General features: G+C 68.7%; 10 protein-coding genes and 1 tRNA gene. 7 read left to right on the forward strand and 4 right to left on the reverse strand.

Annotation, left to right across the window (positions count from 1 at the left end):
* Nucleotides 1–81: 81 nt before the first annotated feature.
* Nucleotides 82–1,491 (reverse strand): methylenetetrahydrofolate--tRNA-(uracil(54)-C(5))-methyltransferase (FADH(2)-oxidizing) TrmFO, encoded by a 1,410-nt coding sequence (trmFO, locus tag ACODR1_RS04905; protein ID WP_488879449.1) that lies wholly within the window; start codon nt 1,489–1,491, stop codon nt 82–84.
* An 85-nt stretch (nt 1,492–1,576) separates the two neighbouring features.
* On the opposite strand from trmFO, the gene ACODR1_RS04910 reads away from it, so the two are divergent.
* From ACODR1_RS04910 to ACODR1_RS04925, 4 genes are all read left to right on the forward strand, one after another.
* Nucleotides 1,577–2,527 carry a hypothetical protein gene (locus ACODR1_RS04910; protein ID WP_488879450.1) on the forward strand — a complete coding sequence of 317 codons (951 nt, stop codon included), beginning with the start codon at nt 1,577–1,579 and terminating at the stop codon, nt 2,525–2,527.
* 116 nt (nt 2,528–2,643) lie between these two features.
* The gene (locus tag ACODR1_RS04915; protein ID WP_488879451.1) at nt 2,644–3,423 is read left to right on the forward strand and encodes a hypothetical protein; all 780 of its coding nucleotides are present in this window, start codon (nt 2,644–2,646) and stop codon (nt 3,421–3,423) included.
* 2 nt (nt 3,424–3,425) lie between these two features.
* Nucleotides 3,426–4,283: a hypothetical protein gene (locus tag ACODR1_RS04920; RefSeq protein WP_488879452.1), complete on the forward strand. Its 858-nt coding sequence runs from the start codon at nt 3,426–3,428 to the stop codon at nt 4,281–4,283.
* A gap of 68 nt (nt 4,284–4,351) precedes the next feature.
* On the forward strand, nt 4,352–5,272 hold the full coding sequence (locus tag ACODR1_RS04925; protein ID WP_488879453.1) for a hypothetical protein: 921 nt from the start codon (nt 4,352–4,354) through the stop codon (nt 5,270–5,272).
* A 76-nt stretch (nt 5,273–5,348) separates the two neighbouring features.
* Here ACODR1_RS04925 and uvrA read toward each other — a convergent pair whose 3' ends face one another.
* Nucleotides 5,349–8,258: an excinuclease ABC subunit UvrA gene (gene uvrA, locus ACODR1_RS04930; protein ID WP_488879454.1), complete on the reverse strand. Its 2,910-nt coding sequence runs from the start codon at nt 8,256–8,258 to the stop codon at nt 5,349–5,351.
* A 324-nt stretch (nt 8,259–8,582) separates the two neighbouring features.
* On the opposite strand from uvrA, the gene ACODR1_RS04935 reads away from it, so the two are divergent.
* Complete coding sequence (locus tag ACODR1_RS04935) at nt 8,583–9,173, forward strand: hypothetical protein (protein ID WP_488879455.1); 591 nt, start codon at nt 8,583–8,585, stop codon at nt 9,171–9,173.
* Nucleotides 9,174–9,291: 118 nt separating this feature from the next.
* Nucleotides 9,292–10,884: an ABC-F family ATP-binding cassette domain-containing protein gene (locus tag ACODR1_RS04940; RefSeq protein WP_488879456.1), complete on the forward strand. Its 1,593-nt coding sequence runs from the start codon at nt 9,292–9,294 to the stop codon at nt 10,882–10,884.
* Nucleotides 10,885–11,027: 143 nt separating this feature from the next.
* Here ACODR1_RS04940 and ACODR1_RS04945 read toward each other — a convergent pair whose 3' ends face one another.
* A complete protein-coding gene (locus ACODR1_RS04945) occupies nt 11,028–11,558 on the reverse strand; it encodes a nucleoside 2-deoxyribosyltransferase domain-containing protein (RefSeq protein WP_488879457.1) in 531 nt (176 codons plus the stop codon).
* 159 nt (nt 11,559–11,717) lie between these two features.
* Here ACODR1_RS04945 and ACODR1_RS04950 point away from each other — a divergent pair, with 159 nt between their 5' ends.
* Nucleotides 11,718–12,506 (forward strand): class I SAM-dependent methyltransferase, encoded by a 789-nt coding sequence (locus tag ACODR1_RS04950; protein ID WP_488879458.1) that lies wholly within the window; start codon nt 11,718–11,720, stop codon nt 12,504–12,506.
* Nucleotides 12,507–12,577: 71 nt separating this feature from the next.
* On the opposite strand, the gene ACODR1_RS04955 is transcribed toward ACODR1_RS04950, so the two are convergent.
* Nucleotides 12,578–12,667: transfer RNA gene (locus tag ACODR1_RS04955), tRNA-Ser, on the reverse strand.
* Nucleotides 12,668–12,823: the final 156 nt, after the last annotated feature.

A 12,823-nucleotide genomic window follows, 5' to 3' on the forward strand; every position in this document is an offset into this window, starting at 1 on the left:
GCGGCCGGGAACGCCAGGGTTCCACGGCCGCGCTTTTCCGCCTTGGATCGGGCGGAGGCCTATTTCTTCAAACCGGAAGGATCAGTTCGCCAGCCAGGCGTCCAGGTCCTTCAGCGCCCGGATGCTCATCAGCCGCTTCTTGGCGCGGCCGCGCTCCTTCAGCGGGATCTTATTGCCGTCCTCGTCGACCTTGGGAGTGTCGAGCGGCGGCAGCAGGCCGTAGTTGATGTTCATCGGCTGGAAGCTGCCGCCCCGGGAGCCTTCTTGCGCGCCTTCCAGGTGGCCGCCGGTGATGTGCTCAACGAGGGCGCCCAGGGCGGTGGTCGGGGGCGGGGCTTCCAGCGAGCCGCCCCTGCGATCGGCGGCGGCGAAGCGGCCGGCCAGGAGGCCGATGGCGGCGCTTTCCACATAGCCCTCGACGCCGGTCACCTGGCCGGCGAAGCGCATGCGCGGCGAGGCCTTCAGGCGCAGGCCCTTGTCGAGCAGCTTGGGCGAGTTGATGAAGGTGTTGCGGTGCAGGCCGCCCAGGCGCGCGAACTGGGCGTTCTCCAGGCCCGGGATCATGCGGAAGGTCTCGGCCTGGACGCCGTGCTTCAGCTTGGTCTGGAAGCCGACCATGTTCCACAGGGTGCCGAGAGCGTTGTCCTGGCGCAGCTGGACGATGGCGTAGGACTTCACGGTCGGGTCGCGCGGGTTGGTCAGGCCGACGGGCTTCATCGGACCATGGCGCAGGGTCTCGCGGCCGCGCTCGGCCATCACCTCGATCGGCAGGCAGCCGTCGAAATAGGGGACGTTCTCCCACTCCTTGAACTCGGCCTTGGGGCCTTCGAGCAGGGCGTCGATGAAGGCCTCGTACTGCTCCTTGTTCATGGGGCAGTTGATGTAGGCGGCCGCGTCGCCGCCGGGGCCTTCCTTGTCGTAGCGCGACTGGCGCCAGGCCTTGTCCATGTCGATGGATTCGAGGTGGATGATCGGCGCGATGGCGTCGAAGAACGACAGCTGCCCCTCGCCCGACAGGTCGAGCACCGCCTGGGCCAGGGCCGGCGAGGTCAGCGGGCCGGTGGCGACGATGACGTTGTCCCAGTCCTCGGGCGGAAGGCCGGCGATCTCCTCGCGGACGATGGTCACCAGCGGGTGGGCTTCCAGGCGACGGGTGACTTCTTCCGAGAAGCCGTCGCGGTCGACCGCCAGGGCGCCGCCGGCCGGCACCTGGTGCTGGTCGGCCGCCGACATGATGATCGAGTCGCAGCGGCGCATCTCGGCGTGCAGCAGGCCGACGGCGTTGAACTGCCAGTCGTCCGAGCGGAACGAGTTGGAGCACACCATCTCGGCCAGGCCGTCGGTCTGGTGGGCGTCGGTGGTGACTTTGCCGCTGGAGTCGTCCTTGCGCATCTCGTGCAGGATGACGGGAACGCCGGCCTGGGCGATCTGCCAGGCGGCCTCGGAACCGGCGAGGCCGCCGCCGATCACGTGAATGGGGGAGGTGGTCATGCGCCCTCATACCTCCGCCCTCGCCAAGACGGAACCGCCGTGTAAGCTCGTCTTGGGCGAGTATCCGGTTTTGGGGGTCTTCAGGGTGGCGAAAAAGTTTTCGGCGGCGTCGGCCGCCGTGTCGAGCTGGGCGCTGGTCGGCCGGCGGCCGCTGTCGGTCGCTGCGTGGAGCGCGGTGATCCTGCTGGGCCTGTTCCTGCCGGCGCTGCTGCTCTTCCTGCCGATCATCGATCCGTTCGTCGAGATGATCCGGGCGATGCCGCAGACGCCCGAAGCGCAGGATCCGGAGCTGACGGCGCGGATCATGGCGATGCAGGGACAGCTGAGCCTGATGAACATCGGCATGATGGCCGTGCAGGTGGTCGCGCCGACCATCGTCATGACCGCGGCCTTCCGCGCCGTGCTGCGCCCGGAGGAGAGCCGGAAATTCTTCCTGCGCGTCGGCGCGGCCGAGGGCTGGATGATGCTGGTCAGCCTGGTCCTCACCTTCGGCGGCAACATCGCCATCTTCGCGGCCATGATCCCGGGCGTGCTGCTGGGGCTGATCGGCTTCGTGGTCATGGCGATCGGCGGCGACACGCAGGCCGGCGCCGTCGTCGGGGTGGTGGTCGGCGTGATCGGCGTGATCGTCGGCGAGCTCGCGCTGCTGTGGGCCTTCCTGCGGCTGTCGATGGCCCTGCCGATGACCTTCGCCGAGCGACGCTTCATGCTGTTCGAGTCCTGGACCCTGACCAAGGGCCAGAGCCTGCGCCTGCTGGGCATGCTGCTGCTGATCGGGCTGACGCTGCTGCTCGTGCAGATCGTCGTGGGCGTGGTCGCTGTCGTCGCCATGGCGCTGGTCGCCCCGGGCCTGGCCAAGACCCTGCCGGCGGCGCGCTCGGTGGCGGAGGTGCTGCGCCTGATCTGGCCGATCCTGGCCGTGGCGCTGCCCCTGGCGGCGATCGTCCAGACGGTGGTCCTGACCGTGTGCGTGACGCCGCTGGCCAGCGTCTACCGGTCGCTGAAGGCCGCCGACGAGGCGCAGGCGGCCGCCTGACAGCGGCCTTCCCGCCACGGCCGGGCAAAATCCGCGCGAACCGGCCGGCGACTCGTCGTTTCATGACGCCGCGCGCGCTAGGGTGGCGTCGGCTGTTCTGAAGGACCTGGAACCACATGGGCGAGGCATCGATCGCGATCGGCGCGACGGCGCGAGCCGGCATCGCCGGCGTGACCCATCTTGCGCCGCGCACCTGGGCGGCGCTGGCCGTCGCCTGCCTGGTGGGCCTGCTCGGCCGCTACCTGGGCGGAGCCTTCGTCCTGCTGGCCGATTTCGCCGCCGCCGCCCTGGCCTATGGCGCCCTCTATCGCGCCGCTTTCGACGGCCCGGCGGGCCTGGCCGGCCTGCGCTGCGGACGCGAGGAGGCGCTGATCGCCGCCGTCCAGCTGCTGCTGGGCGTGGTGTTCCTAGTGGTCATCGCCGTGCTGCTGGTCGTGGTCGGCGCCGTGGCCCTGGGCGTCGCCCGCGCGGCGGCTCCTGGTTTCGACGCCACGTCGTCGGAGGCCTGGCGGGCGGCGCTGTCGGGACCGCTGGCCGCCTTCGCCGCCAGTCTCGCGCCGCTGGCCAGCCTGGCGGTTCTGGCCTGGCTGGCCGCGCGCCTGGCCCTGGCGCCGGCCGCCTCGATCGCCGCCGGCCGTCTGCGGGTGCTCAGCGCCTTCGACCTGACCAAGGGCCGGGCCGGCCTGCTGGTCGCCCTGGGCCTGGTCTTCTACCTGCCCAGCGTGCTGATCGCCGCCAGCGGCAAGGCGGCCTTCGACGGCGCCGGCGCGTTTCTGGTGCAGGCGGCCGCGGTCGGCCTCTATTATTTCTGTGTCGCTCCTGCCTGGACGGCGGCCTGCGTCCACGTCTACAGACACGCTCCGAGCTTGGCCGTCGCCGAGCCGTCAGAAGCCTGATCATGATCGTCTTGTCGCCCGTCGCCGCCGCCCTCGAAGGGCCGCGCACCATGCGCCGCCACCCCGTCTCCCTGCTGATCTGGGGCGGGCTGTATCTCGGCTCGCTGATCCTGCTGTCGGTGCTGCTGGTCGCCGTGTTTGGCGACGAGGTGCGGCGCGACCTGGCCCAGACCCGGTTCACGGCCGACCCGCGCGAGGTGTTGCAACTGATCTCGCATCTGGGCGGGGCGATGGCGCTGATCATCCTGCTGGCCGCCGCCATGAGCGCGGTGCTGGCCGGCGCGATCCTGCGCTCGGTCATGCACCCCGAGCAGAACCAGGGCGCCTATCTGCGCCTGGGCGCCGACGAGGTCCGGCTGTTCGTGGTGGCCCTGATCGCCTGGGCCACGGCGCTGTTCGTCACCGCCATTCCCAGCGGCGCCCTGACCCTGCTGACCGCCACGGTCGCCGGCGCCGGCGCCCGCGGCCTGTCGGCCTGGATCGCCTTCCTCGGCGGCCTGGCGGTGATCGGCCTGTCGATGTGGGTGGGCGTGCGTCTGTCGCTGCTGTCGCCCCAGACCTTCGCCGAGGGCCGCATCAATGTCCGCGAGTCGTGGGTGCTGACCCACGGCCACTTCTGGGGTCTGCTGGGCATGTTCGTGCTGAACCTGCTGATGGCGCTGGGCGCGACCATGGCGATGACGCTGGTCGGCGGCCTGCTGACGGGCGTGATCGCCCTGATCGGCGGCGGGACCAAGCTGTTCGTGATCCTGGGCCTGCTGGTCAATCTGCTGATCGCGCCGCTGATCGTCACCGTCCAGACGGTGATCCTGACGGCCGGTCCGGCCCGCGCCTATCGGCAGCTGCATCCCGATATTTGAACCCGGGTCTGTCGCTCGTCCCCGAAGCTTGTTACCCCTTGGCTCACTAGGGTTTGCAAGGGGCTATGATGAAGACCTTCTCGGCGACGGACGCGGCCATTTCCGGCTTCGGCATCGTGCGCGAGCATCCCAAGGCCGTGGGGGCCTGGGTGCTGATCTCGACCATCGTTTCGGCCGTGGTTGCGGTGATTACCGTGGGCCTGTTCGGCGCGCAGCTGGAAGCCTTCGCCAATCTCAGCCAGACCAACGCCCAGCCCGACCCGGCCGAGACCCTGCGGATGATGGGCGGGCTGGTCCCGGCCATGCTGTGCTCGATGGTCTACAGCATCGCCTTCTATTCGGTGCTGATGGCGGCGATCTATCGCGTGACGCTGCGCCCGGCCGACAACCACAGGGCCTATCTGCGCTTCGGCGTGGACGAGCTGCGCCAGGCCGGCGTGTCCATCCTGATGGTCCTGCTGTTCTTCGCCGGCTACATCGGCATCGTGCTGGGCGTGGCGGTGGTCATCGGCATCCTGGCGGCGGTGTCCAAGCCCGTCGGCGGCCTGGCGGCCATCCTGCTCGTGCCGGCCGGCCTGGGCGCGCTGATCTACTTCGCCGTCCGCCTGTCGTTGGCCAACGTGCTGACCTTCGCCAAGGGCAAGATCGACATCTTCGGCTCCATGGCCCTGACCAAGGGCCGCTTCTGGCCGATGTTGGGCGCCTATGTCGTGGCGACCATCCTGGCCGTGGTCGTCTATCTGCTGCTGTTCCTGATCGTGACCCTGCTGGGCGGCGCCCTGAGCGGCTTCAACATGGAGACCCTGGGCACGCTGATGCAGTCGCAGACCACCTCGCTGGAAAGCCTGATGACGCCCACGGGCATCCTCAGCCTGGCCGTCGGCGGCCTGATCGCGGTGCTGACCAGCGTGACGATCTACACGCCTTCGGCCTTCATCTACCGCGAGATCGCCGTCGACGTGGAAAGCGCCAGCGACACCTTCGCCTGAGCCTTGCCAGGCAGCGCAACGAAAAAGGCCGGTGGAGCGATCCGCCGGCCTTTCTTGTTTCGAAGACGCCCGCGCGTCAGGCGCGCTTGGACGTCTTGAGGTCGGCCACGCGGGCCAGGCGGCGCTCCTCGTGCTTGGCCAGCAGGTCCTTGAGGTACCTGCCGGTCCAGCTGGCTTCGACCTTGGCCACGTCCTGGGGCGAGCCCACGGCCACGATCTGGCCGCCGCCGTCGCCGCCTTCCGGACCGAAGTCCAGCAGCCAGTCGGCGGTCTTCACGACGTCGAGGTTGTGCTCGATGACGACCACGGTGTTGCCCTGGTCGACCAGCTCGTGCAGCACCTCGAGCAGCTTCTTGGTGTCCTCGAAGTGCAGGCCGGTGGTCGGCTCATCGAGGATGTAGAGCGTGCGGCCGGTGGCGCGCTTGGAAAGCTCCTTGGACAGCTTCACCCGCTGGGCCTCGCCGCCCGACAGGGTGGTCGCCTGCTGGCCCACCTTGATGTAGCTGAGGCCCACGCGCTTGAGGGTTTCCATCTTGTCGCGGATCGGCGGCACGGCCTTGAAGAAGTCGGCGGCTTCTTCCACCGTCATGTCCAGCACGTCGGCGATGGTCTTGCCCTTGAACAGCACGTCCAGGGTTTCGCGGTTGTAGCGCTTGCCCTTGCAGATATCGCAGGTGACGTAGACGTCGGGCAGGAAGTGCATCTCGATCTTGATGACGCCGTCGCCCTGGCAGGCCTCGCAGCGGCCGCCCTTGACGTTGAAGCTGAAGCGCCCCGGACCGTAGCCGCGCGCCTTGCTCTCCGGCAACTGGGCGAACCAGTCGCGGATGGGCCCGAAGGCGCCGGTATAGGTCGCCGGGTTCGAGCGCGGGGTGCGGCCGATCGGCGACTGGTCGATGTCGATGACCTTGTCGAAGTTCTCCAGGCCCTCGATCCGCTCGTGCGCCGCCGGGGCGTCCGAAGCGTTGTTCAGGCGGCGCGCGGCGGCCTTGTAGAGGGTCTCGATCGTGAAGGTCGACTTGCCGCCGCCCGAGACGCCGGTGATGCAGGTGAAGGTGCCGACGGGGATCTCGCCGGTGACGTCCTTCAGGTTGTTGCCCTTGGCGCCGATGACCTTGAGCGTCTTCTTCTTGTTGATCGGGCGACGCTCCTCGGGGACGGCGATCTCGCGCTCGCCGGTCAGGTACTGGCCGGTGACGCTGGCCGGATTGGCCATGATCTGGTCGGGCGTGCCCTGGGCGACGATCTCGCCGCCGTGGACGCCGGCCGCCGGACCCATGTCGATCACGTAGTCGGCGGTGAGGATGGCCTCCTCGTCGTGCTCGACGACGAGCACCGAATTGCCCAGGTCGCGCAGGCCTTGCAGCGATTGCAGCAGGCGGGTGTTGTCGCGCTGGTGCAGGCCGATCGACGGCTCGTCGAGCACGTAGAGCACGCCCGTCAGGCCGCTGCCGATCTGGCTGGCCAGGCGGATGCGCTGGCTCTCGCCGCCCGACAGCGTGCCCGAGCCGCGCGACAGGTTGAGATAGTCGAGGCCGACGTCGACCAGGAACCGCAGGCGGTCGTTGATCTCCTTCAGGATCCGCCGGGCGATCTCCAAATGCTTGTCGGAGAGGTGGCCTTCCAGGGCGCTGAACCAGTCGCGGGCGGGGCGGATGGCCAGGTTCGAGACGGCGGCGATGTCCAGGCCGTGGACCTTCACGGCCAGGGCCTCGGGCTTCAGGCGCTTGCCGCCGCAGGCCTCGCACGGGGTGTCGGACTGGTAGCGGCCCAGTTCTTCACGGACCCACGAAGAGTCCGTCTCGCGCCAGCGGCGTTCCAGGTTCGGCAGCACGCCCTCGAAGGGCTTGTCGACCTCGTACTTGCGGGCGTTGTCGTCGTAGGTGAACTTGATCTTCTCGCCCTTGGAGCCGTTCAGCACCACGGTCCGGGCCTTTTCCGGCAGCTTGTACCAGGGCTCGTCCATCGAGAAGCCGTAGTGGCGCGCCAGGGCCTGCAGGGTCTGGGTGTAGAGCGGCGAGGGACCCTTGGCCCAAGGGGCGACCGCGCCCTTGTGCAGGGTCTTGTCCTTGTCCGGGATGATCAGGTCGGCGTCGAAGGCCAGCTTCGCGCCCAGGCCGTCGCAGGTGGGGCAGGCGCCGGCCGGGTTGTTGAACGAGAACAGCCGCGGCTCGATCTCGGCGATGGTGAAGCCGCTGACCGGACAGGCGAAGCGTTCGGAGAACAGGAGACGCTTGGGCTCCTTCTCGCCTTCCTCGATCGTCGCCCATTCGGCCACCGCGAGACCGTCAGCCAGGCGCAGGGCCTGCTCCAGGCTGTCGGCCAGGCGCTGTTCCATGCCGGCCTTGGTCACCACGCGGTCCACGACCACGTCGATGTCGTGCTTGAACTTCTTGTCGAGGGCCGGGGCGTCCTCGATCGGATAGTATTCGCCGTCGATCTTCAGCCGCTGGAAGCCGGCCTTCTGCCACTCGGCGATCTCTTTCTTGTATTCGCCCTTGCGGTCGCGAACGACGGGGGCGAGCAGGTAGAGGCGCGTGCCTTCGGGCAGGACGGTGATCTTGTCGACCATCTGGCTGATGGTCTGGCTCTCGATCGGCAGGCCGGTGGCCGGCGAGTAGGGGACCCCGACCCGCGCCCACAGCAGGCGCATGTAGTCGTGGATCTCGGTCACCGTGCCGACGGTCGAGCGCGGGTTGCGGCTGGTGGTCTTCTGCTCGATCGAGATGGCCGGCGACAGGCCTTCGATCAGGTCGACGTCCGGCTTGCTCATCAGCTCCAGGAACTGGCGGGCGTAGGCCGACAGGCTCTCGACGTAGCGGCGTTGCCCTTCGGCATAGATGGTGTCGAAGGCCAGCGAGCTCTTGCCCGAGCCCGACAGGCCGGTCAGCACGACCAGCTCGCCGCGCGGAATGTCGACGCTGACGTCCTTGAGATTGTGCTCGCGGGCGCCGCGGACGCGGATGAAGTTCAGTTGCTCGGCCATGGTGTCCGGAACGCTCGAAGGTCGGATTGGGAGCCGCGTGGGGAGCGCGGCGCAGCGGCTATATGTAGGGTTCTGGCGCGGCATTAACACAAGAACAAGATGCGAACAAATGCCGCAGCCATCCTGCTGCCAATCCTGCTGACACCAGATGTCAGCAGACGGGGGTGCGAAGGGCGCAAAGCGGGCGCCGCGCGGTCGAATTTCGGACGCCATCGAAGCGTGAGCATTCGACGTCGGGCAATCTTCGGTGGCGGGGCGATGGGGCGGGTGCGGACAGGCGCTGGACGATGGGCGATCGCGGTCCCGGCGGGGGTGGCGGCGAACTTGCTGCTGATCGGCCTGCTGACGCTTGTCGAGCGTGGGACGCCGCCTTCGGAGATCCCGCCCATGCTGTTCGACATCGACAGGCTGGAGGACGAGCCGCCAGCCGCCGAAAAGCGGGCGCCGGCCAAGGCGTCGTCTTCGGCCCGGTCGCGCGGGCCTTCGTCGCCAGCCACGTCCGCGCCTGCCGCGGCTGGCGCGGACGTGGCTGGCGAAGGCGAGGTCATTCCCGCCGCCGGTCCTGCTGCTCCGCCGATCGACCCGGCGTGGAAGGTCGATCCCAAGGCCGTCGACCGCTGGAAGCTGACCGAGGGCAATCCAGACTTCCGCTGGGGCCGTTATCACCGCGCCTGCAAGGGTCTTTCCAGCGAGCATATGACCGACGAGGAGAAGGACAAGTGCTGGGGCGGCTTCGCTGATAGGATCCCGAAGGAGAACGCCGGGCCGGGCCCTCGCAAGCCGCCGAAGTTCGTGCCGCGCGGTCTTCCGCCGCCGCCTCCGCCCTATGCCGAGGAGGCCCGCAAGCAAGCGCGCTGCCGGGCCTATCGCGACGGCCGGGCCAGCCAGCCGCGCCTGCGCGACGGGCTGTGCTGACGCTTGCCCAGCGGCGTCTCAACCTCTACATCCGCTGCTCCACCCCTGATGGAGGCCGCCATGATCAGCCAGACGGAAGACCACTTCGTCCTTCCCGTTCCCCTGTTCGTGGTTTCCCATGCCTGCCCCCAATTCGTCCTACGTCACTCTGGACTCCGTTTCCGCCGCCGCGCCTGACGGCCGCGTTCTCTTCGAAAACCTGAACCTGTCTGTCGGCGCCGAGCGCGTCGGCCTGGTCGGTCGCAATGGCGCGGGCAAGTCGACCCTGCTGGCGCTGGTCGCGGGGCTGCGTGCGCCCCCGGCCGGGACGGTCGTGCGCACAGGGACGATCGGCGTGCTCGACCAGACGCCCGACCTGCCGGAGGGCGCGATCCTCGCCGACCGCCTGGGCGTGGGCGAAGCCTGGCGGCGGCTGGCGCGCATCGAGGCGGGGCAGGGCGACGATCTCGACTTCGCCGAGGCCGACTGGACCTTGCCGTCACGGCTGGACGAGGCGCTGGCGCAGGTCGGGCTGTCGGGTCTCGATCCGGACCGTCCGGCCGCGGCGCTCAGCGGTGGCCAGCAGACCCGCGCGGGCATGGCCGCCCTGCTGCTGGCCGCGCCCGACCTGATCCTGCTGGACGAGCCGACCAACCACCTGGACGCCCAGGCCCGCGACCTGGTCGCCGACGTGCTGGCCCGCTGGAAGGGCGGGGCGATCGTCGCCAGCCACGACCGGTCGCTGCTGCGCGGCATGGACCGTATCGTCGAGATCACCAGCCTGGGTGCGGCCAGCTACGGCGGCGGCTACGACCTCTATGCCGAGCGAAAGGCCGCCGAGGTCGAGGCGGCCGGCCGCGCCCTGGAGAGCGCCGAGCGCGACGAGCGCCGCGCCGCCCGCGAGGCCCAGGCCGCCATCGAGCGCAAGGCCCGCCGCGACGCCGCCGGCAAGCGCTTCGCCGCCAGGGGATCGGAGCCCAAGATCCTGCTCGGCGCCCGGGCCGAGCGGGCCGAGAACACCGGCGGCAAGGAGCGCCGCCTGGCCGAGCGCCTGCAGACCGGCGCTCGCGAGGCGGTGGAGACGGCGCAGGCCCGCGTCGAGCGGGCGCGGACCCTGGGCTTTGATTTGCCGCCGACCGGCCTGCCGGCGGGGCGGCTGGTGCTGGCCATGGAAGATGTCGGTTTCGGCTGGCTGGGCCGGCCGCCGGTGCTGTCGGGTGTGAACCTGCGTATCGCCGGTCCCGAGCGGGTGGCGGTGCGCGGTCCCAACGGCGCGGGCAAGTCGACCCTGCTGAACCTGGCGGCCGGGGTGCTGGCGCCGACGGCGGGGACGATCACGCGCGGCGTCCCGGCGGTGATGCTCGATCAGTCGCTGGCGATCCTGCGCGACGACGAGACGCTATTGCAGGCCTTCCTGCGCCTGCACCCCAGCGCCGATCGCAACCTGGCCCAGGCCGCCCTGGCCCGCTTCCTGTTCCGCAACAGCGCCGCCGACCGGCCGGCCGGCGCCTTGAGCGGCGGCGAGCGCCTGCGCGCGGCCCTGGCCTGCGTGCTGGCCGGCCCGACCCCGCCGCAGCTGCTGATCCTCGACGAGCCGACCAACCACCTGGATCTGGACTCGGTGGCGGCCGTGGAGGCGGCGCTGGCCGGCTACGACGGCGCGCTGCTGGTGGTCAGCCACGACGAGGATTTCCTGGGCGGGATCGGGGTGGAGCGGGCGGTGGGGCTTTAGGGCGAGGGCGATCCCCAACTCCGTAAAATCCCCGCGAAAGCGGGGACCCAGGCTTTTTCTGAAACGCGCGGCGCTTGACGATAAAACACCTGGGTCCCCGCTTTCGCGGGGATTTCACGGGAATTAAAGCCAATCTCGGGGACTTACCTCCCCACCCGCGCCTTCACCTCGGCGATCAGCGCGTCCAGGCTCTCCACCTGCTTGACCCCGTACTTCTGCGCGGTGATGTCGACATTGCCCTTGCGCCAGAAGCCATCGGGACACAGCACGACCAGCTTCCCGGTCCGCGCGTGCAGGCCCATCTCCAGCAGGCTGATCGGGGCCTGTGAGCCGGGCGTCAGGTAGAGCACGACGACGTCGGCGCTTTCCAGGGCGGCCAGCTCCCATTCCACCTGACGGTGGAACTCCGGCTCCTGGGCGACCGGCTTCCAGGCCGGGTTCCAGTCGGGGCGGCGCGGGTTGAGGATCACCACGTCCTGGTCGGCCAGGGCGGCGATCATCTGGGCCTGCCAGTCGACGGCCTTGCCCATGTCGATGCTGCCGCCCAGGAACACGCGCGGCTTGTCATGAGCGCCGGGGAGAGGCTCGGGCGAGGTCACGACGGTCGGGGCGGCCAGGGCGGCGGTCGTCATGGAGAGGCTCAGAGCGGCGATGAGGGAGACGGCGCGGATCATGCCGTGTCTTTACGCGATGCGCATCTGGGCGGCCAAGAAACTGCACGTGAGGGCAGCGAGTTGAAGCTTTCTCGCGAAGGGCGAGCGTCATGATTTCGCGGTAGCGCAAGTAGTGGAACCGTCTAAGCTTCATGCCGCAATTTCGCGGGGCGTTGCACGATGAGCTACATTGAGCTGAGAAAGCAGATCGGTGATCCGCATATCGCCGGGGTCGGCGTCGAGATCGGCGCTGGCCTACGGCCCGTGCTACACGACGGCATCGAGCATCTGATGTTCCTGGACAAGCGGACGCCGGAGGAGTTCGAGACCTATTTCGGGGCTCTACCTCACTATCCGCTGATGTCCGTCGAAGACATCAAGCGCCGGCACCCCAAGGGGCTGGACTTCATCAACAGCCATCATGTCGTCGAGCACATCGACAATCCTATTCCGGTGCTGGCCGACTGGATCCGCATGTTGAAGATGGGCGGGGTCCTGTACCTGTCGATCCCTTCACAGAACAACACGACGGAGTTTCAGCGCGCGCTGACGCCGATCCGCCACCTTCTGGAAGACTTCGTTTTCGGGCGCGGGCCGGAGTGCTACGAGAGCAAGCAGCACATCGCCTCTTTCGTACTGGCTTTGACGGCCTCGGGAGGCGAGCTGGCCCCTTGGTTCGCCACGGAGAACGATACGCCGACCTTCGCCCGTTACCTGCTTTACGACATGGAGCGGAGAAACGATCACGACCTGCATTGGCATACGCTGGATCACGACACGACCCGGCAGATGGTCGAGATCGCCTTCCACATCGCGGGCGCGAGGGGGCAGCTGATGTTCAGCCAGGAGAGCGAGGATTCCCACTACCTCGTGTTCCGCAAGCAGAAGCGGGGGGCCGCTCCCCCGGCGTTGAAGGCCTTCAAAGAGCAGCTGCGGGCCGCGACGCGAGTGCTGCGACCGCACGTGTGAGCCGGGACGCCCTGGCGCGCATCACCGTTCGAAACAGGCTTGGGCTTGAAGCTTTGCCGCGAAATGAGGCGTGGCGGTGAGAGAGGGATTCGAACCCTCGATAGAGTTTCCCCTATACACGCGTTCCAGGCGTGCGCCTTCAACCACTCGGCCACCTCACCAGCGCACTCGAGTCGGGGGCGGTTGAGACCCCCGGCGCGGGAAGGGGCGCAATATACTCAGGCAGCGACTCGTAGCAAGCGCCGTTACGGGATGAAAACGAGCCTGCGACGACTTATATCGGCGGGCAAGGAACTCCCGCCTCCGAAAGGCCCCGC

This window comes from Caulobacter sp. FG7, from assembly GCF_057808875.1.

What these genes read in the sequence shown, in the direction of transcription:
- ACODR1_RS04950 (WP_488879458.1), top strand. Translation starts at nt 11,718, where the DNA reads ATGAGCTACATTGAGCTGAGAAAGCAGATCGGTGATCCGCATATCGCC.
- uvrA (WP_488879454.1), bottom strand. Translation starts at nt 8,258, where the DNA reads ATGGCCGAGCAACTGAACTTCATCCGCGTCCGCGGCGCCCGCGAGCAC.
- ACODR1_RS04915 (WP_488879451.1), top strand. Translation starts at nt 2,644, where the DNA reads ATGGGCGAGGCATCGATCGCGATCGGCGCGACGGCGCGAGCCGGCATC.
- ACODR1_RS04945 (WP_488879457.1), bottom strand. Translation starts at nt 11,558, where the DNA reads ATGATCCGCGCCGTCTCCCTCATCGCCGCTCTGAGCCTCTCCATGACG.
- ACODR1_RS04920 (WP_488879452.1), top strand. Translation starts at nt 3,426, where the DNA reads ATGATCGTCTTGTCGCCCGTCGCCGCCGCCCTCGAAGGGCCGCGCACC.
- ACODR1_RS04940 (WP_488879456.1), top strand. Translation starts at nt 9,292, where the DNA reads ATGCCTGCCCCCAATTCGTCCTACGTCACTCTGGACTCCGTTTCCGCC.
- trmFO (WP_488879449.1), bottom strand. Translation starts at nt 1,491, where the DNA reads ATGACCACCTCCCCCATTCACGTGATCGGCGGCGGCCTCGCCGGTTCC.
- ACODR1_RS04925 (WP_488879453.1), top strand. Translation starts at nt 4,352, where the DNA reads ATGAAGACCTTCTCGGCGACGGACGCGGCCATTTCCGGCTTCGGCATC.